Source organism: uncultured Lutibacter sp., assembly GCF_947493565.1.
GTDB classification, from domain to species: domain Bacteria; phylum Bacteroidota; class Bacteroidia; order Flavobacteriales; family Flavobacteriaceae; genus Lutibacter; species Lutibacter aestuarii.
In genome coordinates this window covers 12,843-37,562 of the sequence record NZ_CANLRG010000005.1, presented here as the reverse complement: position 1 = coordinate 37,562, position 24,720 = coordinate 12,843, and the positions used below count along the sequence as shown (strand labels likewise).

General features: G+C 30.6%; 22 protein-coding genes. 14 read left to right on the top strand and 8 right to left on the bottom strand.

Annotation, left to right across the window (positions count from 1 at the left end; genetic code table 11):
• Window positions 1-4: 4 nt before the first annotated feature.
• The 5 genes from hemH (at window position 5) to Q0714_RS07180 (ending at window position 6,095) form a co-directional block, all read left to right on the top strand.
• Window positions 5-1,018 carry a ferrochelatase gene (gene hemH / locus Q0714_RS07200; protein ID WP_298263847.1) on the top strand — a complete coding sequence of 338 codons (1,014 nt, stop codon included), beginning with the start codon at window positions 5-7 and terminating at the stop codon, window positions 1,016-1,018.
• A gap of 5 nt (window positions 1,019-1,023) precedes the next feature.
• The gene (locus tag Q0714_RS07195) at window positions 1,024-1,575 is read left to right on the top strand and encodes a CopD family protein (RefSeq protein WP_298263845.1); all 552 of its coding nucleotides are present in this window, start codon (window positions 1,024-1,026) and stop codon (window positions 1,573-1,575) included.
• Window positions 1,576-1,810: 235 nt separating this feature from the next.
• Window positions 1,811-3,427, top strand: a complete 1,617-nt coding sequence (locus tag Q0714_RS07190) for a thiamine pyrophosphate-dependent enzyme (protein WP_298263843.1) — start codon at window positions 1,811-1,813, stop codon at window positions 3,425-3,427.
• 10 nt (window positions 3,428-3,437) lie between these two features.
• Entirely contained in the window at window positions 3,438-4,022 is a 585-nt protein-coding gene (locus tag Q0714_RS07185) for an indolepyruvate oxidoreductase subunit beta (protein WP_298263841.1), read from the top strand.
• Between the two features lie 12 nt (window positions 4,023-4,034).
• Window positions 4,035-6,095 (top strand): acetate--CoA ligase family protein, encoded by a 2,061-nt coding sequence (locus Q0714_RS07180; RefSeq protein ID WP_298263839.1) that lies wholly within the window; start codon window positions 4,035-4,037, stop codon window positions 6,093-6,095.
• A gap of 60 nt (window positions 6,096-6,155) precedes the next feature.
• Here the strand turns inward: Q0714_RS07180 and recR are convergent, their stop codons facing one another.
• Window positions 6,156-6,767, bottom strand: a complete 612-nt coding sequence (gene recR, locus Q0714_RS07175; RefSeq protein ID WP_298263837.1) for a recombination mediator RecR — start codon at window positions 6,765-6,767, stop codon at window positions 6,156-6,158.
• Between the two features lie 77 nt (window positions 6,768-6,844).
• Between recR and Q0714_RS07170 the strand changes: the two genes are divergently transcribed.
• The 4 genes from Q0714_RS07170 to Q0714_RS07155 are packed head-to-tail and all read left to right on the top strand — an operon-like array spanning window position 6,845 to window position 10,406.
• Window positions 6,845-8,305 carry a sodium:solute symporter gene (locus Q0714_RS07170; protein WP_298263835.1) on the top strand — a complete coding sequence of 487 codons (1,461 nt, stop codon included), beginning with the start codon at window positions 6,845-6,847 and terminating at the stop codon, window positions 8,303-8,305.
• 29 nt (window positions 8,306-8,334) lie between these two features.
• Window positions 8,335-8,982, top strand: coding sequence for a pyridoxamine 5'-phosphate oxidase (gene pdxH, locus Q0714_RS07165; RefSeq protein WP_298263833.1), 648 nt, complete (start codon window positions 8,335-8,337; stop codon window positions 8,980-8,982).
• A 33-nt stretch (window positions 8,983-9,015) separates the two neighbouring features.
• Window positions 9,016-9,504, top strand: a complete 489-nt coding sequence (locus Q0714_RS07160; RefSeq protein ID WP_298263832.1) for a histidine phosphatase family protein — start codon at window positions 9,016-9,018, stop codon at window positions 9,502-9,504.
• Window positions 9,505-9,515: 11 nt separating this feature from the next.
• Window positions 9,516-10,406, top strand: a complete 891-nt coding sequence (locus tag Q0714_RS07155; protein WP_298263830.1) for a Ppx/GppA phosphatase family protein — start codon at window positions 9,516-9,518, stop codon at window positions 10,404-10,406.
• Window positions 10,407-10,411: 5 nt separating this feature from the next.
• Here the strand turns inward: Q0714_RS07155 and Q0714_RS07150 are convergent, their stop codons facing one another.
• Complete coding sequence (locus tag Q0714_RS07150) at window positions 10,412-11,221, bottom strand: purine-nucleoside phosphorylase (protein WP_298263829.1); 810 nt, start codon at window positions 11,219-11,221, stop codon at window positions 10,412-10,414.
• On the bottom strand, window positions 11,193-12,269 hold the full coding sequence (gene lpxK, locus Q0714_RS07145; protein ID WP_367181331.1) for a tetraacyldisaccharide 4'-kinase: 1,077 nt from the start codon (window positions 12,267-12,269) through the stop codon (window positions 11,193-11,195). Before lpxK ends, Q0714_RS07150 begins: the two co-directional genes overlap by 29 nt.
• 59 nt (window positions 12,270-12,328) lie before the next feature.
• Between lpxK and Q0714_RS07140 the strand changes: the two genes are divergently transcribed.
• Together Q0714_RS07140 and Q0714_RS07135 are read left to right on the top strand one after the other, a co-directional pair.
• Window positions 12,329-13,423 carry a Nif3-like dinuclear metal center hexameric protein gene (locus tag Q0714_RS07140; RefSeq protein WP_298263827.1) on the top strand — a complete coding sequence of 365 codons (1,095 nt, stop codon included), beginning with the start codon at window positions 12,329-12,331 and terminating at the stop codon, window positions 13,421-13,423.
• A gap of 1 nt (window position 13,424) precedes the next feature.
• Window positions 13,425-14,198, top strand: a complete 774-nt coding sequence (locus tag Q0714_RS07135) for a C4-type zinc ribbon domain-containing protein (protein ID WP_298263826.1) — start codon at window positions 13,425-13,427, stop codon at window positions 14,196-14,198.
• A gap of 51 nt (window positions 14,199-14,249) precedes the next feature.
• Here Q0714_RS07135 and Q0714_RS07130 read toward each other — a convergent pair whose 3' ends face one another.
• Window positions 14,250-15,059 (bottom strand): bifunctional 2-polyprenyl-6-hydroxyphenol methylase/3-demethylubiquinol 3-O-methyltransferase UbiG, encoded by an 810-nt coding sequence (locus Q0714_RS07130; protein ID WP_298263825.1) that lies wholly within the window; start codon window positions 15,057-15,059, stop codon window positions 14,250-14,252.
• 20 nt (window positions 15,060-15,079) lie between these two features.
• Window positions 15,080-15,919, bottom strand: a complete 840-nt coding sequence (locus tag Q0714_RS07125; protein ID WP_298263823.1) for a hypothetical protein — start codon at window positions 15,917-15,919, stop codon at window positions 15,080-15,082.
• A gap of 138 nt (window positions 15,920-16,057) precedes the next feature.
• On the opposite strand from Q0714_RS07125, the gene gcvP reads away from it, so the two are divergent.
• The 3 genes from gcvP to Q0714_RS07110 all read left to right on the top strand — a co-directional run bounded on the left by gcvP (window position 16,058) and on the right by Q0714_RS07110 (window position 21,333).
• On the top strand, window positions 16,058-18,907 hold the full coding sequence (gene gcvP, locus Q0714_RS07120; RefSeq protein ID WP_298263821.1) for an aminomethyl-transferring glycine dehydrogenase: 2,850 nt from the start codon (window positions 16,058-16,060) through the stop codon (window positions 18,905-18,907).
• Window positions 18,908-19,074: 167 nt separating this feature from the next.
• Entirely contained in the window at window positions 19,075-20,067 is a 993-nt protein-coding gene (gene pdhA, locus Q0714_RS07115) for a pyruvate dehydrogenase (acetyl-transferring) E1 component subunit alpha (RefSeq protein WP_298263820.1), read from the top strand.
• Window positions 20,068-21,333, top strand: coding sequence for a pyruvate dehydrogenase complex dihydrolipoamide acetyltransferase (locus Q0714_RS07110; protein ID WP_298263818.1), 1,266 nt, complete (start codon window positions 20,068-20,070; stop codon window positions 21,331-21,333).
• Between the two features lie 104 nt (window positions 21,334-21,437).
• On the opposite strand, the gene Q0714_RS07105 is transcribed toward Q0714_RS07110, so the two are convergent.
• From Q0714_RS07105 to Q0714_RS07095, 3 genes are all read right to left on the bottom strand, one after another.
• The gene (locus tag Q0714_RS07105; protein ID WP_298263816.1) at window positions 21,438-21,938 is read right to left on the bottom strand and encodes a group 1 truncated hemoglobin; all 501 of its coding nucleotides are present in this window, start codon (window positions 21,936-21,938) and stop codon (window positions 21,438-21,440) included.
• 18 nt (window positions 21,939-21,956) lie between these two features.
• Complete coding sequence (locus tag Q0714_RS07100; protein WP_298263815.1) at window positions 21,957-23,348, bottom strand: FAD-binding oxidoreductase; 1,392 nt, start codon at window positions 23,346-23,348, stop codon at window positions 21,957-21,959.
• 175 nt (window positions 23,349-23,523) lie between these two features.
• Window positions 23,524-24,630: a nickel-binding protein gene (locus Q0714_RS07095; protein WP_298263813.1), complete on the bottom strand. Its 1,107-nt coding sequence runs from the start codon at window positions 24,628-24,630 to the stop codon at window positions 23,524-23,526.
• Window positions 24,631-24,720 lie beyond the last annotated feature (90 nt).

Here is a 24,720-nt window from a genome sequence, read left to right as displayed (position 1 = left end):
ACATATGAAAGGAGCACTATTAGTTAATTTAGGATCCCCAGACAGCACTTCAGTTAAAGATGTAAAAAAATATTTAGATGAATTTTTAATGGACAAAAGAGTGATTGATACTCCATATTTAATTAGAGCTTTTGTAGTAAAAGGAATCATCTTAAATACACGTCCAAAAAAATCTGCAGAAGCTTATAAAAAAATATGGTGGAATGAAGGTTCTCCATTAATAGTTTTATCAGAACGCTTACATAAAAAAGTAAAAGAACAAACACAAATTCCTGTTGAATTAGCTATGCGCTATGGCAATCCTTCTATCAAAAGTGGTATTCAAAAATTGGTCAATAAAGGTGTTACAGAAATTTTCCTAATTCCGTTATACCCTCAATTTGCCATGGCAACCACTGAAACTATTGTTGTATTGGCAAATAAAATTGTAAAAAAAGAATATCCTAATATCAAAATCACAGATTTTCCTGCTTTTTATAATAAAGAAGACTATATCTCAGTTTTAAGCAACAGTATTCAAAAACATTTGGAAGAAACTAAACCTGAGCACTTACTTTTTTCATACCACGGAGTTCCTGAAAGACATATTCTCAAATCTGACATTACAAAATCGCATTGTAAAATTGATGGTAGCTGTTGTAACACCCCTTCACCAGCTCATGAATTTTGTTATAGACATCAATGCTACGAGACTACTAAACAAGTTGCTGAAAAATTAAATTTAAAAGAAGGAACCTACAGCACTTCATTCCAATCGCGTTTAGGAAGAGACCCTTGGTTACAACCTTACACCGATCAAACGATAGAAAACTTTGCAAAAAAAGGAATTAAAAATTTAGCTATAGTAACTCCTGCATTTGTTTCAGATTGTTTAGAAACTTTAGAAGAAATTGGTATGGAAGCTAAACATTCATTTGAAGAACAGGGAGGCGAACAATTTTCAACAATTCCTTGTTTAAATGATGACAAAGCTTGGGCAACAACAGTTGCAAACTGGATTAACAATTGGGCCAAATAAATTTTATGGAATATTTATATGTAAAATCGCTTCATATTATTTTTATCACTACTTGGTTTGCTGGTTTATTCTACATCATAAGACTATTTATATATTATAAGGAGGCTGAAGAAAAAACCGAAATAGAAAAAACAATCTTGGTAAAACAATATCAGCTAATGATTAAAAGACTATGGTATATCATAACTTGGCCCTCTGCAGTTTTAGCAACCATATTTGCAATTACACTACTTGTACTACAACCATCTTGGCTACAACAAAGTTGGATGCAAATTAAACTTGCATTTGTTGCGTTGCTATTTATATATCATGGCAGCTGCCAAGTTATGTACAATCAAATTAAAAACAACAATTTAAAATACTCTTCCACATTTCTTAGAATTTGGAACGAAGTAGCTACAATTATTTTATTTGCTTGTGTTTTTTTAGTGGTTTTAAAAAATTCTTTAGGATGGGTTTTTGGTACAGTTGGAATAATTGGTTTTTCAATTTTATTAATGTTAGGTATTAAATTGTATAAAAACATACGCTCTAAAAATAGCTGGGAAAAAGAATAAATAACACTATCTAAATTATTATTTCTTTAAACTTTAAAAGAATTTAGTACCATATTTTAAGATTTTCATAATAATTATTAAAAACTACTCAAATTACCTTCCAGTTTATTGAATTTATAACATATTATTTTTCAATGCGTTACAAGTTACAATATGACTAAAATCATAATTCACTCGAAAACCTTTTCGTAATTTTATTGCATTATAAATAAAATAATTTATCAATCAATATTTTATGAAAAAACTTCTATTAGGTAATGAAGCATTGGCACAAGGAGCTATTGATGCAGGAATCTCAGGTGTGTATGCTTATCCAGGAACTCCTTCAACAGAAATTACAGAATATATACAACGTTCAAAAACAGCAAAAGAATTAAAAATCCATTCAAAATGGTCTGTGAATGAAAAAACAGCTATGGAAGCTGCTTTAGGAATGTCATATGCAGGAAAAAGAGCAATGACAGTTATGAAACATGTAGGTTTAAACGTGGCAGCTGATGTTTTTATGAATATGTCGGTTTCAGGAATTAATGGTGGACTTGTGGTAGTCGTTGCCGATGATCCATCTATGCATTCTTCACAAAACGAACAGGATTCTCGTTATTATGGCAAATTTGCTATGATTCCAATACTTGAGCCTTCTACACAACAAGAATGTTACGAAATAACTAAATATGCTTTCGAATTATCGGAAAGTTTAGGCCTTCCTGTTTTAATTAGGTTAGTAACACGTTTATCACACTCTCGTGCAGGTATTGAAACTGGAAATAGAACCCCTCAAAAAAATTTAAAACTACCTAGTAACCCTACACAATTTCAACTAATTCCAATGCATGCTAGAGGTAGATACAAACATCTAGTTGATATTCAGTCCGATATCTTAGAAACTTCAGAAAATAGCTATTTTAATGAATTCAAAAAAGGTCCTAATACCTCCATTGGAATTATTGCTTCAGGAATTGCTTATAACTACTTAATGGAAAATTTTGAAGGCGAAGATTGTCCATACCCTATTTTAAAAGTTTCTCAATACCCAATTCCAAAAAAACCTGTAAAACAACTTTTTAACACTTGTAAAAAAATACTAGTTTTAGAAGATGGTTATCCTTTTATTGAAGAAGCCATTTCTGACTTTTTAGGTGAAAACAGAAAAGTAATTGGAAGATTAAGTGGTGATATTCCTCGAGTTGGAGAGTTAAACCCAGATAACATAGCCAATGCATTAGGTTTTGATGTAGTTATAAATGAAACTGTTCCAAAAGTAGTTGCAGGAAGACCTCCTGAATTATGCGTTGGTTGTGGTCATAGAGATTTATTTGATGCGGTGAACGCTTTAGGAAAAGAAATGGGCAGCCAACAAGTTTTTGGAGATATTGGTTGCTATGCCTTAGGTGTTCTAAAACCTTATGAAAGCATTAACACTTTGATTGATATGGGCGCTTCAATAACAATGGCCAAAGGTGCTGCTGACGCAGGTGTACACCCTTCTATTGCTATTATTGGAGATTCAACTTTTACACATTCTGGAATGACTGGCTTACTTGACGCGGTTATTGAAAACACCCAAATTACGGTAATAATTTCAGACAATTCTGCTATAGCTATGACAGGTGCTCAAGACTCTTCTGCTTCAGGAAGATTGATTAGTATTTGTAAAGGTTTAGGTGTTGATGAAGAACATTTAAAAATAATTACTCCCCTTCACAAAAATTTAGATGAAAATATTAATTTAATTAGAGACGAAATAAATTATAAAGGAGTTTCTGTAATTATATCACAAAGACCTTGCGTTCAGTTACCAAAAGAAAAAAAAGACAAATTAAAAGAACTTAAAAAGGTAACACTAAACTAAATTTAAACAAATGAAAACAAATATTATATTAGCAGGTGTTGGCGGACAAGGTATTTTAACAATAGCTGCTGTTCTAGATACTGCGGCGTTAGACTGCAATTTAAACATTAAACAATCTGAAGTACATGGAATGAGCCAACGTGGTGGAGCAGTTCAAAGCCATGTTCGTATTTCAGACAAAGAAATATTTTCAGATTTAATTCCACAAGGAAAAGCAGACATGATTATTTCGGTAGAACCAATGGAACTATTGCGTTATTTACCTTACTTAAAAGAAGGTGGGCATTTAGTTACAGATTCAAATCCGTTTGTAAACATTACCAATTACCCTGAAATGGATGCATTATATACCGAAATTAAATCGCAACCCAATAGCATTTTATTAGATGCTAAAAAAATAGCAAAAGATTTAGGAAATTCTAGAGCAACAAATATTGTTTTATTAGGTGCTGCTTCTGCTCTATTACCATTAACTGATGAAAGTTTAAAAAAAGCAATACAAACGCTTTTTGAAAGAAAAGGAGAGCGCATTGTTAATAAAAATTTAGAAGCTTTTGAAAAAGGAAAAGAAGTTGCCGCTGAAATTGTTTCTTAAAATTATAATTAAATGTTACATCAAAAATTAATCAACCCTAAAAGTATTGTAGTTGTTGGGGCTTCAAATAACGTTCAAACTCCAGGAGGGCGGGTTTTAAAAAATCTATTAGATCACAATTTTAAAGGTGAAATCTATGCCGTAAACCCTAAAGAAACTGAAGTTCAAGATATAAAGTGTTTTCAGAATATTAAAAATATTCCTTCTGTTGATGTCGCTATAATTGCTATTGCAGCTAAATTTACATTAGAAACAATTAAAATTTTAGTCAAAGAAAAAAACACCAAAGGTTTTATTATTTTTTCAGCTGGTTTTAGCGAAAAAGATAACGAAGGAAAAAAATTAGAACAAGCTATAGTTGATGAAATTAATGCTGTAGGTGGCACTTTATTAGGACCTAATAATATTGGCTTAATTAATCAAAATTATACTGGAGTGTTTACCACTCCAATTCCAAAATTAGACTCTAAAGGTGTTGATTTTATTTCAGGATCTGGAGCAACAGCTGTGTTTATTATTGAAGCTGCAATGGCAACCGGATTAACATTTTCAAGCGTATATTCTGTTGGAAATTCAGCTCAAATTGGCGTTGAAGAAGTATTGGAACATTTGGATGAGACATTTGATAAAACCACAAGCTCTAAAGTTAAATTGCTATATATTGAAAGTATAAACAATCCTAAAAAACTATTAAAACACGCAACTTCACTAATACAAAAAGGATGTAAAATTGCAGCAATAAAAGCAGGAAGCTCTACCGCAGGAAGTAGAGCTGCAAGTTCACATACGGGTGCTTTAGCAAATTCTGATATAGCAGTAGATGCATTATTTAAAAAAGCCGGTATCGTTCGTTGTTATGGCAGAAATGAGCTAATTACTGTTGCTTCTATTTTTATGCATGCTGAATTAAACGGAAAAAATATTGCTATTATTACACACGCTGGCGGTCCTGCAGTAATGTTAACCGACGCGCTTTCAAAAAATGGATTAAATGTTCCAGAAATTAAAAGCAAAAAAAGTAAAGCATTACTTGAGAAATTATATCTAGGTTCATCAGTTTCTAATCCCATTGATTTTTTAGCAACAGGAAATGCTGAACAATTAGAAACAATTATAGATTATTGCGAGCATAAATTTGATGAAATTGATGCAATGGTAGTTATCTTTGGAAGCCCTGGTTTATTTGAAGTGTATGATGTTTATGAGGTACTTCATAAAAAAATACAAACATGTAAAAAACCAATTTTTCCAATTTTACCATCTGTAGTAAATGTTAAAAATGAAATTGATTATTTTATTTCAAAAGGAAATATCAATTTTCCTGATGAAGTGTTGTTTGGAAATGCCTTGGGGAAAGTTGTACATACAGTAAAACCAATAACTATTAAAGAAAAAACAACACCTATTAATTCAGAAAAAATTAGAACCATTATTGAGAATTCTAAAAATGGCTATTTACAACCTCAACAGGTAAAACAATTGTTATTGTATGCTGAAATTCCTATGGTAGATGAAGCGGTTTGTACTACTAAAGAAACCTGTTTAAAAGCTGCCAAAAAAATGGGATTTCCAGTTGTTTTAAAAGTAGTTGGTCCTGTTCATAAAAGTGATGTGGGTGGTATTATTTTAAATATTACTTCTGAAGAAAAATTAGCAGCATCATTCGATGTTATCATGAAAATTAAAGGTGCAACTTCAGTATTAATTCAACCAATGAAGAAAGGAATTGAATTATTTATTGGCGCAAAAAAAGAAGATAAATTTGGACATTTAGTTTTATGTGGTTTAGGAGGTATTTATATTGAAGTATTAAAAGATACTCAAGCTGCTCTAACTCCAGTTTCAAAAAATGAAGCCTTAGAAATGATTCGTAATTTAAAATCCTATAAAATAATACAAGGCATTAGAAACCAAAAAGGAATAAATGAACATCAATTTGCAGAAATAATTGAAAAAATTTCAAATTTGGTTGACGTTGCTCCTGAAATTGCTGAATTGGATTTAAACCCTCTTTTAGGAACCTCTGAAGAAATATTTGCAGTAGATGCTAGAATTAGAATTGAAAAAAATTAGAAATTTATTTATTGTAAATTTCTTTCTTTAAATATTTAGTTGAACGATTCCGTTTGGAAATTACAAAGAATTTTCAAACGGAATTCTATTGACGATACTTCTACCTAAAGTAACTTCATCAGCATATTCAAGCTCATCACCTACTGCAATTCCTCTCGCAATAGTCGATGTTTTTACCGCCAGCTTTTCTAATTGTTTATAAATATAAAAATTAGTAGTATCCCCTTCAATCGTAGAACTTAAGGCAAAAATAACTTCCTTAACCAAACCTTCTTTCACCTTTTCAATTAAACTATCAATGGTTAAATTTTGTGGTCCAATACCTTCTATTGGTGAAATTTTACCACCTAAAACATGGTATAATCCTTTAAATTGAGAAGTGTTTTCAATAGCCATTACATCTCGCACATCTTCCACCACACATATAATTTCAGAATTTCTTGATGGATTTGCACAAATTTCACAAATCTCAACATCAGAAATATTATGACATTTTTTACATAGCTTTATATCATTTACCAAATTATTTAAAGATGCCGACAATTGATGTGTTTGCGAAGCGGGTTGTTTTAATAAGTGCAATACCAAACGAAGCGCAGTTCTTTTACCAATTCCAGGTAATTGAGACACTTCATTTACTGCATTCTCTAAAAGTTTAGATGAAAAATTCATGCAGCAAATGTACAATTAGGAAATGAAATTCTCAATAATTTTAGTTTCTTTGTTCTTTATAAATTCAAAATTAATAGATGCAACCCATTTATATTTTATCATTAATAACAGTCTATTTTTTAGTGTTATTACTAATTGCATATTTTACAGGTGAAAATGATAGTAACGAAACTTTTTTTAGAGCCAATAAAAAATCAAACTGGTATCTTGTTGCTTTTGGAATGATTGGTGCTTCACTCTCTGGAGTCACATTTATTTCAATTCCAGGCTGGGTTCAAAGCTCTCAGTTTAGTTATATGCAAATTGTAATTGGGTATTTGTTTGGATATTTAGTTATTGCCTATGTATTAATTCCACTCTATTACAAATTAAACATTACTTCAATTTATGAGTTTTTAAAACAGCGTTTTGGGCCAATAACTCACAAAACAGGAGCTTTCTTCTTTTTTATTTCTAGAGTTTTAATAGCTTCGTTTAGATTATTTTTAGTGGCTTCTGTATTGCAATATTTTGTTTTTGATGCTTTAAAAATACCTTTTGAACTTACCGTAATTATTTCCATTTTATTAATTTGGGTTTACACTTATAAAGGAGGAATTAAAACTATAGTTTGGACAGATACTTTACAAACATTTTTTATGATTTTCGCTGTAATAGCTACAATCTACATTCTTTTGAACAGGTTAAATTGGTCTGTTTCAGATTTCTTTTCTTCTGAAGAATTTAATAAATACAGTCAATTTTTATTTACTAATGATTTTAACGATAAAAAACATTTAATCAAATCATTTTTAGGAGGAATGTTTATTGCTATTGCAATGACAGGCTTAGACCAAGATATGATGCAAAAAAACTTAACATGTAAAAACACCAAAGAATCTCAATGGAATGTAATTTCATTAGGATTTGTATTAATATTGGTCAATTTTATTTTTTTAGTTTTAGGAGCATTGTTATTTATTTATGCAGAAAAATTTGGAATTCAAATTCCTAAAATTGATGATGTTGTTAAAACCGATTTATTATTTCCTGAAATTGCTTTAAATAATAATTTAGGTATTGCCATTGGAAGTATATTTATTTTAGGTTTAATTGCTGCAGCTTATTCAAGTGCTGATAGCGCTTTAACCTCTTTAACTACTTCGTACTGTATCGATTTCTTAGACATTCAAAATAAAGAAAAATCCAAACAAAAAAAACTTAGAAAAAAAGTACATGTTGGCATCTCGGTATTATTAGTTATAGTCATTATAATTTTTAAATATATATTAAAAGATAATGTGATTAGCAGCTTATTACAAGTAGTATCTTACACTTATGGTCCGTTATTAGGACTATTTGCCCTTGGTATTTTCACTAAAATTACCATAAAAGATAAGTACGTATGGATTGTGGGTATACTTTCAGTTTTAATAACTTACCTAATAAATGACAATTCTAAACTATGGTTTAACGGCTATGTTTTTGGGTACGAACTTTTAATTATAAACGGATTGCTTACATTTTTAGGGTTACTTTTAATAAAAAAAAGAAATTAAGGTACTAAAAGATTTTATATTTTTGTGGCATGGAAAAGGATTTAAGCAACTACCGTAGAGTGTATCAAAAAAGTGAACTTTCTAAAAAGGAAGTTTCTGACAATCCAATGGAATTATTTCAAAAATGGTTTTATGAGGTGGAACAATTTGGTGGAGATACTGAAGCAAATGCTATGACAATTTCAACCATTGGTAGTGATGGTTACCCCAAAAACAGAGTGGTGCTTTTAAAAAAATATACGTGGGAAGGCTTCATTTTTTACACCAACTATAACAGTGAAAAAGGAAAAGCTATTGATAAAAACCCAAATGTTTGCCTCTCTTTTTTTTGGCACAATATTGAACGACAAGTGATCATCAAAGGAAAAGCTGAAAAAATATCGAAAAACTTATCCGATGGTTATTTTGAATCTAGACCAGATGGAAGTAAATTAGGTGCTTGGGCTTCTGACCAAAGTGAACCCGTACCATCACGTAACTATTTAGATGAGCGTTTGGCTTCGTTTGAAAAAAAATTTCAGAATAAAGAAATTCCAAGACCTAAACATTGGGGCGGTTACATTGTAAAACCTATAAGTATTGAGTTTTGGCAAGGAAGACCCAATAGAATGCACGACAGGATTAGATACAAACTTCAAGAAGATTTTGATTGGAAAATTGACAGATTAGCTCCTTGATTTTTTATATATTTGAACCTCAACCAACACCAAATGAAAACACTTTACATAGTACGTCACGCAAAATCATCTTGGAATTATGAAGGAATTAAAGATATTGACCGTCCTTTAAAAAAAAGAGGAATTAATGATGCTTACTTAGTCTCAAATGTATTGACAAAAAAAGTTGCCACTCCCGATGTTTTCATTTCAAGTTGTGCTAACAGAGCCTTGCATACTGCAATGATTTTTAGCTATACTTTCAACTACCCTTTAACAAATCTTAAAATAAGTAAATCACTTTACAATTTTAGCGATGGTTACTTAATTAAAACTGTAAAAGCTTTAGATGACGGGTTCGATTCTGCCATTATTTTTAGTCACGATCACGGTATTAGCGATTTTGTAAATAAATTTGGAAGTATATTTCTTGATCACGTACCAACCTGTGGGGTTATTGGAATTAAATTCACAACAAATCATTGGAAAAACATTAAAAACGGAACTACTTTTTTAACAGAATTCCCAAAACATTATAAATAAAATAATTGCAAATGAAAATTGAAAAACTTGCAGGTATAGATATAGGTTCAAATGCAATACGCTTATTAGTTGCCAATGTAATTACTGAAAAAAATGAAACTCCAATTTTTAAAAAATCAGCGTTGGTTCGTGTACCAATACGTCTAGGTGCCGATACTTTTATTAAAGGCATTATTTCAGAAGAAAATAAAAATCGAATGTTAAAAGCTATGGAGGCTTTTAAATTATTAATGGAAGTTCATGGAATTCAAAAATATAAAGCTTGTGCTACTTCTGCAATGCGAGAAGCAAAAAATGGCACTCAAGTTGTAACTGAAATTTTAGATAATACAGGAATTAAAATTGATATTATTGATGGTAAAAAAGAGGCTGCCATTATTTTTTCAACAGATTTAACCAATATCATAAAAAGTGATAAGTCGTATGTTTATGTTGATGTTGGTGGGGGTAGTACTGAAATTACGGTTTTTTCAAAAGGAAAAATTATCAATTCAAAATCATTTAAGCTAGGAACAGTTCGTTTATTAAATAAAAACAAGTCTAACAAAGATATTTGGGAAAATATGGAAGTATGGATTAAGGCAAATACACAAAACTTAACCAAAGTTTCATTAATCGGTTCTGGAGGAAATATCAATAAAATATTTAAACTTTCCGGAACGTTACTTGGAAAACCTTTATCATATATTTATTTAAAAGCTCAATATCATTTCTTAAAACAAATGACGTATGATGAACGTATTTCAGAATTAGGATTAAATCCGGATAGAGCCGATGTAATTATTCCTGCTACTAAAATATACTTATTTGCAATGAAATGGAGTGGCGCTAAAAAAATATTTGTTCCTAAAATTGGTTTAGCTGATGGTATTGTTAAGAGCCTATATTTTAATAAGTTATAAAATTTTTAACTTTTAACAAAAACCTCTACTAATTTACCCACAATTTTTTCTGATTTTTTTGCCACTTTTTGCACCTCTTCATGAGAAACTGCTTCAACAATCCCTTCAACACCTAAATCGGTAATTACAGAGATTCCAAAAACAGTCATATTCATATGTTTTGCAACAATTACTTCAGGAACGGTAGACATTCCAACAGCATCTGCTCCTAAAATTTTTACCATCTTATATTCTGCAGGGGTTTCAAAAGTTGGACCTTGTAAGGCTAAATAAATTCCTTTATGAACTTGTACATTCATAGCCTGTGCAATCCTTTCCATTTTAGCAATCATTTTTTTGCTATACGCCTCATGCATATCAACAAAACGAGGGCCAAAACGCTCATCATTTTTACCATGTAATGGATGAAATGGCATCAAATTAATATGATCTGTTATTAACATAATATCACCAACTTTAAAAGCTGGGTTAACACCTCCAGAAGCATTTGAAACAATTAAATTTTCAACCCCTAAAAATTTCATAACTCTAACAGGAAACACTGTTTGTTCCATCGTCCAGCCTTCATAAAAGTGAAATCTTCCACGCATGGCTATAACTTTTTTTACACCTATGCTTCCATATATTAGTTCTCCTGAATGACCTGCAACAGTTGAAACTGGAAAATTAGGAATATCTTCATAGGGTAGCGTAATTTCTGCATCAATCTTGTCAACTAAATTGCCCAATCCAGTTCCTAAAATGATACCATAATCAGGTGCTGAGACTCCTCTTTCTTTTAAAAATTTAACGGTTTCTTGTACTTTGTTCCACATAAGATGTTATACTAGTTTTAAAATCATTTTCATGATTTATAAATGATGTTTTTATTGAGATGTAATGCAATTTCTTAATCTTGGTAAAGATACGAACATAATCTTTTTCAGTTGTTAAAAGCGTGCCTTTATTTGTTGAAATTGCTTGATATGCATTTTTTATTTCTTTAATTTCCTTTAAAGTAAAGTTATGATGATCTGAATATTTTAAATGTTTAAATATCAATCCTTTATCATTTAAAAAATCTATTAAAGGTTGAGGATTTGCTATCCCTGTTACTAAAATATTTTTTTTATTTTTTAAATCTTCTAAATCAATTTTTGAGTCTCCCTTTAATTCATTATCATAACTAATTGTAGTAAAAAATACCGATTGATGACTTAATGGTTTCAGTTTTGCAATAATCTTATTTTGTTCAACCTCATTTAGGTTTGATGGACATTTAGTAACTATAATTAAATTCGCTCTTTTAGCTCCAGAAGGATATTCTCTCAAATTACCTGTAGGAAGCATTATATCATCTACATATATATTATTATAGGATGTTAATAGAATTGTAAAACCTGCTTTTACGTTTCTATGTTGAAAAGCATCATCTAATAAAATAACTTCAGGAGCATCTTTTAAGGCTTCTAGTTGTTGTATTGCATTTGCTCTGTTAGAATCTACACAAACAATTATATCTTTAAATTTTTTATAATATTGAAATGGTTCATCACCAATACTTTCTGCTGAAGATGTTTTGTCGGCAATTATAAAACCTTTACTTTTTCGTTTATAACCTCTACTTAATATCGCTATTTTGTAATCGTTCTGTAACAGCCTAATTAAATATTCAATTTGTGGAGTTTTACCTGTACCACCAACACTTAAATTACCAACAACTATGGTTGGGGTTTTAAATTTAGTTGCCTTTAAAATTTCAACATCATATAAAAAATTACGAATACTTGTAATAATTCCATACAATATAGAAAATGGATATGCTATTTTTCTTAATAAATTCACTAAAAGCGAAAATACAAACAAATAGCAAATTTTATACATAATTATGGTAACTTTCTAAGGTAAAATTTATCTTTGCTTACATAAGCTATTTTTAAATTATGAAAATTAAAGACATTACCTCTTGTATTGAAGAAATTGCTCCTTTAAATTATGCTGAAGATTTTGACAATGTAGGTTTATTGGTTGGTGATTATAATACTAATGTTACTGGTGTTTTAGTAACATTAGATACTCTTGAAAATGTTGTAGAGGAAGCCATTGAAAAAAATTGCAATTTAATTGTAAGTTTTCACCCAATCATTTTCTCAGGAATAAAAAAGCTAAATGGAAAAAATTATGTTGAACGTGTGGTTTTAAAAGCCATTAAAAACGACATTGCTATTTATGCAATGCATACCGCTCTAGATAACTCTATAATTGGCGTTAATGCAAAAATAGCTGAAGTATTGGGGTTGAAAAACACCAACATATTAATTCCTCAAAAAAATACGATAAAAAAATTAACGACTTACGCTCCAAACAACAATGCTGAAATGGTTAGACAAGCCTTATTTAAAGTAGGCGCTGGTAGTATTGGAAATTACAATAATTGTAGTTTTAACATAGAAGGCTATGGAACCTATAAAGGAAATGAAAATTCAAATCCTACATTAGGTGAAAAAGGGAAACTTCATATTGAAAACGAAACTTTAATTAGTGTAATTTTTGAAAAACATAAAGAACGCTCTATTTTAGCTGCTCTTTTTAAATCACATCCTTACGAAGAAGTTGCTTATGAAATTACTTCTTTAGACAACACAAATCAAGAGATTGGTATGGGAATGATTGGTGAATTAATTACTGAACAAGAAGAACTTCAATTTTTAAATTTTTTAAAAGAAACTATGAATGCTAAAGGGATTAGACATTCTAAACTTTTAAATAAACCCATAAAAAAAGTAGCTGTTTTAGGAGGCTCTGGAAGTTTTGCAATTCATAACGCAATCAACTCTGGAGCTGATATTTATATAACTTCCGACATTAAATATCATGAATTTTACAAAGCTGAAAACAAATTAGTTATTGCAGATATTGGTCATTTTGAAAGTGAACAATTCACAAAAAATCTTTTAGTTGATATACTTACAAAAAAATTTCCTAATTTTGCAATCATTTTATCGCAAAAAAACACAAATCCAATTTATTACTTATAATATGGCTAAAAATAAAGAAGTTACTGTTGAAGAAAAATTAAGAGCCCTTTACGACTTACAATTAATAGACTCTAGAGTAGATGAAATTAAAAATGTAAGAGGTGAACTACCTTTAGAAATTGAAGACTTAGAAGATGAGATCATAGGTTTAAACAAAAGACTTTCTAATTTAGATGAAGATGTAACAAACCTTAAAGGTGAAATTTCTGATAAAAAGATAGTCATTGAAGAAGCTAAAGCTTTATTAAAAAAATACGCTGAACAACAAAAGAAAGTTCGTAATAATAGAGAATTCAACTCATTAAGTAAAGAAAGTGAATATCAAGAGCTAGAAATTGAATTGGCTGAAAAAAGAATTAAAGAATACAAGGCAAAAATTGAACAAAAAAACGAAGTTATAGCAGCAACCAAAGAAAATATTGCTAAACAAAAGGATTTGTTAAAACATAAATCAGCTGAATTAGATGATATTATGAAAGACACTGTAAAAGAAGAAGAACTTTTATTACAAAAATCTGATGAGTACAGTGAATTAATTGATGACCATTTATTAAAAGCATATAAAAGAATTAGAGCTACCGTTAAAAATGGATTGGCTGTTGTTTCCATTGAAAGAGGTGCATCTGGAGGGTCTTTCTTTACAATTCCACCGCAAAGACAAGTTGAAATTGCCAGCCGTAAAAAAATTATTACTGATGAGCATAGTGGTAGAATTCTAGTTGATGGTGCTTTGGCTGAAGAAGAAAAAGAAAAAATTGATAAATTATTAAGCTAAAAAAGCTTGAAATTATAAATAAAAAAGGCTTCCAAAAATAGAAGCCTTTTTTTATTTTTTGGTTGCACGTATAGAATATAACAAGGGAAACATTCGTTGATTTTCTTTTAAAATAAACAAACCGTCATCGGTCATTTCCATATCTGGAAAACTATTATAAGGCGACTTTTCAAACTCGTGTAAAAATTCAATTTGTAATCCTGCATTAGTTAAAGCAGATACTACTTCTCCTAATCCATGATTCCAACCATATTCTTTACTAATTATGGATGCATCACTATTGGTATAAGTACCCTTATACTCTTCATAAATTACTTCTTTATTTAAATACGGATATGCTAATTTAGGTGGGGTTTGCAAAAAGTCAAACATCCAAACAATGGGATGAAACTCAATCATATAAAACACTCCTCCTTTTTTTAATTTCTCTGCTATAATTTTCCCCCAAGTATTTAAATCTGGTAACCAGCCTATAACTCCATAAGATGTAAATACAATATCAAATACACCCTTTACTTTTTGGGGTACATCGTATAAATTGCTTTCAATAAACGTTGCATTTAAACCCAACTCACTATTTAATTTTTTAGCTTCTTTAATGCCTTTGTCAGAAATATCTATTCCTGTACATGTTGCTCCCATCCTACTCCAACTTAAAGTATCTTGTCCAAAATGACATTGCAAATGCAAAAGTGTTTTCCTTTCAACATCTCCTAGCTCCTCAATTTCATAACTATTTAAAGACGTTTTACCTTTCTTGAATTCTTCAACATTGTAAAATTCAGATTTAGAATGGATAGCAACCTTGTTATTCCAAGTTTCTTTATTTACTTCAAAATATTTATTAAAATTTGTACTCATATAATTCTTAAAATTATCATTTATAAAAATAAAACAACTAATATAAACCAAATTATTGGAATGGCTTCCACCCAAAAGCTAGTATAATACCGTGACTTTTGGTCATTTGAAAACAATAAAAAAACAGCAGTAATTATTGAAATTAGTAATGAGATTACTACTTCGATAAAAGAAATTTCCTTTTTAAAAACTTCAAATACAACAAACAAAAAAAGTAATCCTAAACCAATTAATTTAGTCATCTTTATTCCAAAAACCTGAGGTAAAGTTTTTAAAGATTTTGGATCGGTATTTACATCTCTAATATCGAAAGGAATAGTAATAGCAATGATAAAAAAAATCCTCTCAAAAAATTCTATATAAGCATCTGTTGTAAGAGCGTACTTAGCCTCAAGTAAAGGAAAAAAAACAGTAATTCCTGCCCAAGCTATGGCAATGCTAAAAATTTTTATAAATGGGAAATTTCTAAATGAAAACTCAATTTTACCAACTTTTAATAATGGAATTACATAAAAAAAAGTCATGAACACAAAAGGAAAAAGTATATAAATTGAGTTTTGATTGAACCCTGTAAAAAACATCAAATATATAAGTCCTATTATTGAAAAAAAAGTAAGTATTAATAATGATTTTTTATGCACAAAAAACCATTTTTTTAACCAATTAAGTCTATTCGTTTTAATCTCGTAAAGCCTAATAAAATTATAAGAAATCACAATTGACAACCCTACAAATAGCGAAGTTAAATTTCCTAAAACACCAAATTTAACAAGTGTTATTTTTGTAATACAAAACCCAGCTAAAGCTACATGGATATTACTAAAAATATAAAAATCTATTATTCTTTTTAAAGAATTCATGAAACAAAAGTAAGTAATTGTTAATATACTAAGTTTCTTGGTTAACAAAATATCATAAATAAGTACTATTATTAACCCTTTGATCTTGGAATTTTCAGTATTTTTGAACACATTAATATTTTATATACCAATACGTAAATGAAAACTGATTCTTTTGTTTTAAGACACATAGGTCCTCGTGAAAATGAGGTTAGCGATATGATAAAAACTATTGGAGTTTCTTCAGTAGATGAATTAATAAATAAAACTGTTCCTAACGATATTAGACTTACCAACGAGTTAAATTTACCAAAAGCAATGAGTGAATATGAGTATATGACACATATTCAAGAACTTGCCAATAAAAATAAGCTATTTAAAAACTATATAGGTTTAGGATATCATCCAACTATTTTACCTGGGGTTATCCAACGTAATATTTTAGAAAACCCAGGATGGTACACAGCTTACACACCTTACCAAGCTGAAATAGCGCAAGGTCGATTAGAAGCTTTGTTAAATTACCAAACAATGGTGAGTGAATTAACAGGTATGGAGTTAGCAAATGCTTCTTTATTAGATGAAGGAACTGCTGCTGCTGAAGCTATGACTATGCTGTTAAATACACGTTCAAGAGACCAAAAAAAGAACAATGCAATAAAATTCTTTGTCTCGGAAGAAGTTTTACCTCAAACCATTGATGTTTTAAAAACAAGAGCCATTCCTTTAGGAATTGAATTAGTTATTGGAAATCATGAGTCTTTTGAATTCACTGAAGATTTTTATGGTACAATTATACAATACCCAGCAAAAACTGGACAAGTTATTGATTATACACCATTTGTTGAAAAAGCAACATCTGTTGAAGCTAAAATTGTTGTTGCTGCAGACTTACTTAGTTTAACTTTATTAACACCTCCTGGAGAATGGGGAGCAGATATTGTTGTTGGAACTACTCAACGCTTTGGTATTCCAATGGGATATGGAGGACCACACGCTGGTTATTTTGCGACAAAAGAAGCCTATAAAAGAAATATTCCTGGTAGAATTATTGGTGTTACACAAGATAAGGACGGAAACAGAGCCTTACGTATGGCACTTCAAACTCGTGAACAACATATTAAAAGAGAAAAGGCAACCTCAAATATTTGTACTGCACAAGTATTGCTAGCGGTAATGGCTGGAATGTATGGTGTGTATCATGGAGCTAACGGATTAACTTATATTGCTACTAAAATTCAAAATTTAACTGCAACTCTTAACAAAGGGCTTGAAAAGTTAAATATAAAACAACAAAACAAGGTCTTTTTTGATACATTATTAGCCGAAGTATCAAACGCTTCAAAAGTGAAAGAAATTGCAGAAAATAAATGTATCAATTTCTTTTATCCATCAGATAAACTTGTAAATATTTCAATAAATGAGACTACTTCTTTGGAAGATGTAAATCAAATATTAGAAATTTTAGCCGAAGCTGAAGGTAAAGAAGCTGTGTCATTTAATGAAATCGAAGAAAACTTGCTGCCAGCCAATTTAACAAGAACTTCAAAATTTATGACTAATGAAGTTTTTGAAAACTACCATTCAGAAACCGAGTTAATGCGTTATATCAAAAAATTAGAACGTAAAGATTTATCATTAAATCATTCTATGATTTCTTTGGGCTCTTGTACAATGAAATTAAACGCTGCAACTGAAATGTTACCTTTAAGCTGGCCTAACTGGGGAGTAATGCATCCTTTTGTACCTATAGAACAAGCACAAGGTTATCAAGAAGTTATAAAAGGATTGGAAACTGCTTTGAATGAAATTACTGGCTTTTATGCAACTTCATTACAACCAAATTCAGGAGCTTCAGGTGAATACGCTGGTTTATTGGTAATTAAAGCGTACCATGAATCAAGAGGTGATCATCATAGAAATATATGTATTATTCCTGCATCTGCTCATGGAACAAATCCTGCATCGGCAGTTATGGCTGGAATGAAAGTTGTGGTAACTAAATCAACCGCTGAAGGAAACATTGATGTAGATGATTTAAGAGAAAAAGCCGAATTACATAAAGAAAATTTAGCCGCATTAATGGTTACTTACCCATCAACCCATGGTGTTTTTGAAAGTACCATTAAAGAAATAACCGAAATCATTCACCAACGTGGAGGTCAAGTGTACATGGATGGTGCAAATATGAATGCCCAAGTAGGTTTAACCAACCCTGCAACCATTGGTGCAGATGTTTGCCACCTAAACTTACATAAAACATTTGCAATTCCACATGGAGGTGGTGGTCCAGGCGTAGGTCCAATTTGTGTGGCAAAACATTTAGCTCCATTTTTACCATCAAATCCGATAATTCCTACAGGTGGAACAACACCAATTACAGGAGTTTCATCGGCTCCTTGGGGATCAGCTTTAGTATTATTAATATCATATAGTTATATAAAAATGTTAGGTACTAAAGGTTTAAAAGAAGCTACTATAAACGCTATTTTAAATGCCAATTATTTAAAAGCTCGTTTAGAACAACATTATAGTATACTTTATACAGGTGAAAATGGTTTTGCAGCTCATGAAATGATTGTTGATTTTAGAGCTTTTAAAGAAAAAGGAATTGAAGTTACCGATATTGCAAAAAGATTAATGGATTACGGTTACCACGCTCCAACAGTATCATTCCCAGTTGCAGGAACATTAATGATAGAACCTACAGAAAGTGAAAACAAGGCAGAATTGGATCGTTTTTGTGATGCATTAATTAACATCAAAGGAGAAATTGATGCTATGGAAAGTGGTGATACTAATTCAGCACTTAAAAATTCTCCTCATACACAAGAAATGCTAACTGCTGATGAATGGAATTATCCTTACACACGTCAACAAGCTGCCTTTCCATTACCTTATCTTAAAGAAAATAAGTTCTGGCCTTCAGTAAGAAGAGTTGATGATGCTTATGGAGATAGAAATTTAATTTGCTCTTGTAATCCTATTGAAGATTACATCGAAGATTAATTTGGAACATCGATTACAAAAAAGTCTTGAATTTATTTCAAGACTTTTTTTATAAATACTATTCATAATTTCGAAAACATTATCGTAAAAAAAGAGCTTATACTTGGCTACATTACACAATTATAGTATTTTTGCAATTCGACTAAAAACATATATTATTTAAATAAATGAAAAAAATAACGAAACAGACCTATATCAATTGGTATAAAGACATGTTGTTTTGGAGAAAGTTTGAAGACAAACTTGCGGCTCTTTATATTCAACAAAAAGTAAGAGGATTTTTACATTTATATAACGGTCAAGAAGCTGTATTAGCAGGTGCTTTGCACGCTATGAAAAAAAATGATAAAATGATTACAGCTTATCGTAATCACGTTCAACCTATTGGGTTAGGTGTTGATCCAAAAAGAGTGATGGCCGAGTTATTAGGTAAAGAAACTGGTACTTCGCATGGGTTAGGTGGTTCAATGCATATTTTTTCGCCTGAACACAATTTTTATGGCGGACATGGAATTGTAGGTGGACAAATTCCTTTAGGAGCAGGTTTAGCATTTGCAGACAAATACTTCAACAGAGATGGTGTAACACTAACGTATTTTGGTGATGGTGCAGCCCGTCAAGGATCTTTACACGAAACATTTAACATGGCTATAAACTGGAAACTTCCTGTAGTTTTTATTTGTGAAAATAATGGTTACGCCATGGGAACTTCAGTTGAACGTACAGCAAATCATGAAGATATTTGGAAGCTAGGTTTAGGTTATGAAATGCCTTGCGGCCCAGTTGATGGAATGAATCCTGTTAAAGTTGCAGAAGCTATGGAAGAAGCTATAGAACGCGCTAGACGTGGAGATGGACCAACTTTATTAGATATCAAAACTTATCGTTATAGAGGTCATTCAATGAGTGATGCTCAAAAATATAGAACAAAAGCTGAAGTTGAGGAATATAAAAAAATTGATCCAATTACTCAGGTATTAAATATCATTAAAGAGAAAAAATACGCTACTGATAAACAAATAAAAGCCTGGGATCAAGAAGTTAAAGATAAAGTTGAAGAATGTCAAAAGTTTGCTGAAGAATCTCCATTCCCAGATAAGCAACTTTTATATGATGTAGTTTACGAACAAGAAGATTATCCATTTTTAAAACATAGATAAATGGCAGAAATAATTACAATGCCGCGTTTGAGTGATACAATGACCGAAGGGGTTGTTGCTCAGTGGTTAAAAAAAGTAGGTGATAAAGTTTCAGAAGGCGATATTTTAGCCGAAATTGAAACTGACAAAGCAACTATGGAATTCGAATCTTTTAACGAAGGAACTCTTTTATATGTTGGTTTAGAAGACGGTGAAAGTGCTCCTGTAGATTCTTTATTAGCAATTATAGGTGAAGAAGGCGAAAATATAGATGATATTGTAAAAAACTTTAATTTAGAAACTCCTGTAAAAGAAAAAACTTCTACTAAAAAAGAAACCAAAGCACCAGTTGAAGAGCCTAAAAAAGAAGTGAATACACCTAAAACTGCTGTTGTTGAGCAAGTAGCAGCACCCGTTGTAAATACTTCAGGTAGAATTGTAGCCTCCCCTTTAGCTAAAAAAATTGCTGAAGAAAAAGGTATCAATTTAGCAACAGTAGCTGGCTCTGGTGAAAACGGTAGAGTTATAAAACGCGATATTGAGAACTTTGTTCCTGTTACAGCTACAGCTACAACTACAGTAACTTCCCCTATCAATTTAGGAGAAGAAAGCTTTGAAGAAACTAACAATTCTCAAATGCGTAAAACTATTGCACGCAGATTAGCCGAATCTAAATTTACTGCACCACATTATTACTTAATGTTGGAAATAAATATGGATAACGCAATAGCGTCAAGAAAAGTTATTAATGAAATTCCTGATACCAAAGTGTCTTTCAATGATATGGTTGTAAAAGCAAGTGCGATGGCGCTTAAAAAACACCCTCAAGTAAATTCACAATGGTTTGATGATAGAACTAGAATAAACCACCATGTAAATATTGGTGTTGCTGTTGCAGTTGAAGATGGACTTCTTGTTCCTGTGATTCCATTTACAGATCAAAAAAGTTTAACTCAAATAGGCACAGAAGTAAAAGATAAAGCAGTTAAAGCTAAAACTAAAAAATTAACTCCTGCAGAAATGGAAGGTAGTACTTTTACAGTTTCTAACCTTGGAATGTTTGGAATTTCAGAATTTACTTCAATCATCAATCAACCAAACTCAGCTATATTATCCGTTGGTGCTATCATTCAAAAACCAGTAGTAAAAAATGGAGAAATTGTTGTTGGAAATACTATGAAAGTTACCTTAGCTTGTGATCACAGAACGGTTGACGGAGCTACTGGTGCTGCATTTTTACAAACTTTAAAACAATACATTGAAAATCCTGTAACAATGTTAGCTTAGTTACATAGAACATCTATAAATAATTTAAACCCATTGTGTTTTTTACAATGGGTTTTTTATACTTAATATTCTATAAAAATAGGTTTTAGTTATTTAAAAAATAATTATAATCCAATTACTGCTCCTTTCATAGAATACAAAATATAAAGCATATCTTTTTTGGTTTCCTCATCTATATTATGCTTGCTTAAAACACCTAAAATATCATCTACAGCTGCCAAAAATTGAGCTTCAGTGGTATTTAAACCTTTATGAGCAGCTGGTAAATCTTTCCCAGTATAAGTGGCTTCTCCTCCAGTACCCGCTGATAAAAATTCTTTTACGTGACGTTTAAAAGCTTCAAAGTGTTCAGGGTTTTCTTTTAAAGGCAAAAAAACTTCATTTATGGTAGGGTTGTCCAAATGAGCCTGAACAATATCATCTACAATCATAGAAATTCCTTTTTCACCTCCTAAACGATTAAATAAACTTACCTCTTCAGGTGTACTTTCAACAACTTCAGTTATTTTTTCATCTGAGTTATTTTGTTTCTCTGCCTTTTTATTCGAGCAATTTGTAATGAATAATGTCATTATAAAAATGACAATTAGTTTAGTAGTTTTCATGATTATTTTGATTTTAAATTAGTTACTTGGTTGAATGTTTTGATTTACTTTAAATAAATTAGTTGGATCATATTTCTTTTTAATTTTTGTTAAGCGTTCATAATTGTGCTTATAACTTGCTTTTACACGGTCTTGCCCTTCATCCATCATAAAATTTGAATATGCGCCACCTGATGAATATGGGTGTAAAGCTTGCCAATAATCTTTACACCACGAGGTAATTTTGTCAGCTTTTTTAGGGTCTGGATCTACACCAACTATAACTCCAGCATACTTAGCATCTCTGTACGCCCAAGGTGTTTCTTGAGCCCCAACTCTGCTTGCTGCTCCACTTATAGGATATAAATGCATTTGAGAAAGTGGTGTTGGAATATTTGAACCAAACTTTAAATGCTGTTCTCTAACTTCTGCTCCCAATTCATTGAAAAAGTCGGCTCTCCAGTACCATTGCATCCCAGGAGGCATCAAACCGTCAAACAAGGTTTGTATAGACGGATATGGCATTTCACCTACATGTTGAAATAAAGGATCTAACTCTAATACAGCTTCAAACAATTTATCAAATTTAGCTGGGTCACCTACATAACACCAAACAATACCACAGAATTGTTTATTGTGTAAATGCTTAGGAAATGGATCTCCAGGAATAATCATAGTCGCAATAAATCCATTCAACTCATCAGGAGCATTCTGAATAAAATTATGATACCATTCCATAATCTCTTCAGTTTTTTCAATTGGCCATAAAGTTGGTCCTCCAATAACCGTTTTTACTTTATATGCTTTAAATTTAAAAGAAGTTACAATTCCAAAATTTCCACCTCCACCTCTAATAGCCCAAAATAAATCAGGATGTTGTTTGGCATTTACTGTAACAAAACTACCATCAGCTAAAACCATATCCGCTTCTAATAAATTATCAATGGTTAACCCAAATTTTCTAGAAAGATGACCAACACCACCTCCAAGAGTTAAACCTCCAACACCCGTTGTAGAAATAATTCCTGCTGGTATTGCCAATCCAAAAGGGTGAATTGCATGGTCTACTTCTCCCCATAAATTACCCCCTCCTACTCGAACAGTACGGTCTGAAATATCAACCCTTACAAATTTAATTCCAGATAAATCAATCACTAAACCATCATCACAAATTCCTAATCCTCCTCCATTATGACCTCCACCTCTAACAGCTACTAGCAAATCATTATTTCTTCCAAAGTTTACTGAATGTATAACATCTGCTACATCTATACATTTAACAATTAAACCTGGATATTTATCGATCATACCATTATAGACTTTACGAGCAGTATGATAATTAAAATCATTTGGAAAAACCAACTCACCTCTTATTTGAGCTTTAAATTCTTCAATAATTGATTCGTTTAAATTATTTATTGAATTAAACATAAATTTTATTTTTAGGTTAGTAAATAAATATTCTTTACGATTATTAATTATTAAAAATTAACAACCTAATTAGTTCATCTTTTATATAACCAATTTTAACAATATATAAAGGAACACACCTCTATATTTAATTCAAATAAGTATAATTTTGGGTCATTTATAAAACTTAATTAAACTAAGTTTTATGTTGTTGAATGTATTTTGAGGGTAAAATTCCATATTTTTCTATAAAACATTTAGAAAAATACGCTGGACTATTAAAACCAGATTCATAAGCTATTTCAGAGATATTTTGGCTTTGTTTGTGGAGTAATCCTAGAGCTTGATGTAGTCTAAATTCTCTAATAAAATTATTTGGAGACATTCCTGTTAATTGTATTAATTTTCTATAAAGTTGAGATTTACTATACCCCATACCTTTACAAAAATTAGCTACTTTAAAACTTGGTTTATTCCAAACTTGTTCAACAAAATTCATTAATTTATTTAAAAAAACTTCTTCGTTTGGTTTTAAAACTTTTATCAATTCTCGATCAATAATCAAATTTCTATTTTCACTTTCATACAACTCTCTTACCTCGTTTGATATTACTAATTGATTTTTAACAATATCACACATTCTTGTAGCCAATGTTATGGCTTCTTCAAAAATTGTTTCTTTTTCAGAAACTGGAGAACCAGCACTTAATGCAATTTTTATCCTCCTATTTTTTAAATCAAATTTTGGAGTAATGTATTTAAAATTTGATTGAATTTTTGACATACAAGTTACAGCATTACTTACCGATTTAAAAGATACTAAATAGTGATTATTATCTCTTTTAACAATACTTCCTTTAAAATGTTTAAAGGTTTTTAAAACACTATTATGAAATTTTTGCAAAAATAAACTAAACTGATTGGCTTCTAATCTATTTAAAAAACTACTCGTTTTTAAGACCATAATAACCCTAAAAGCAGGGTCATTAATAATATTTAACTTCGTATTTTTAGCTTTTACTGGATCTTCAATTCTTCCTAGAAAAGATTCAACGATTTTTTTATCAACTTCAATAATGCTATGAGGAAATTCACCATGAGCTTGGTTATGCATATCTTGAATGGCTTTTTTATTAGGAGCTTCAATCAAACAAAAAGCAGTATTCCTTTCTTCATCACACCAATATGTTAATCCCCTGCAGCCAAATTTGTGTTCAATTTTTAAATCAATTTGATGCATCTCAGCTACATGTTCTGCTTTAATTTCTTTTGGGATATCATGACGATCCATATAAATTGGCATAGTGTAGATTTTTTATACAATATAGCAATTTTTTTATAAAATATTCATATCTATCTTAAACCTAAGTATTTAATAACAAAAAACCCTCAA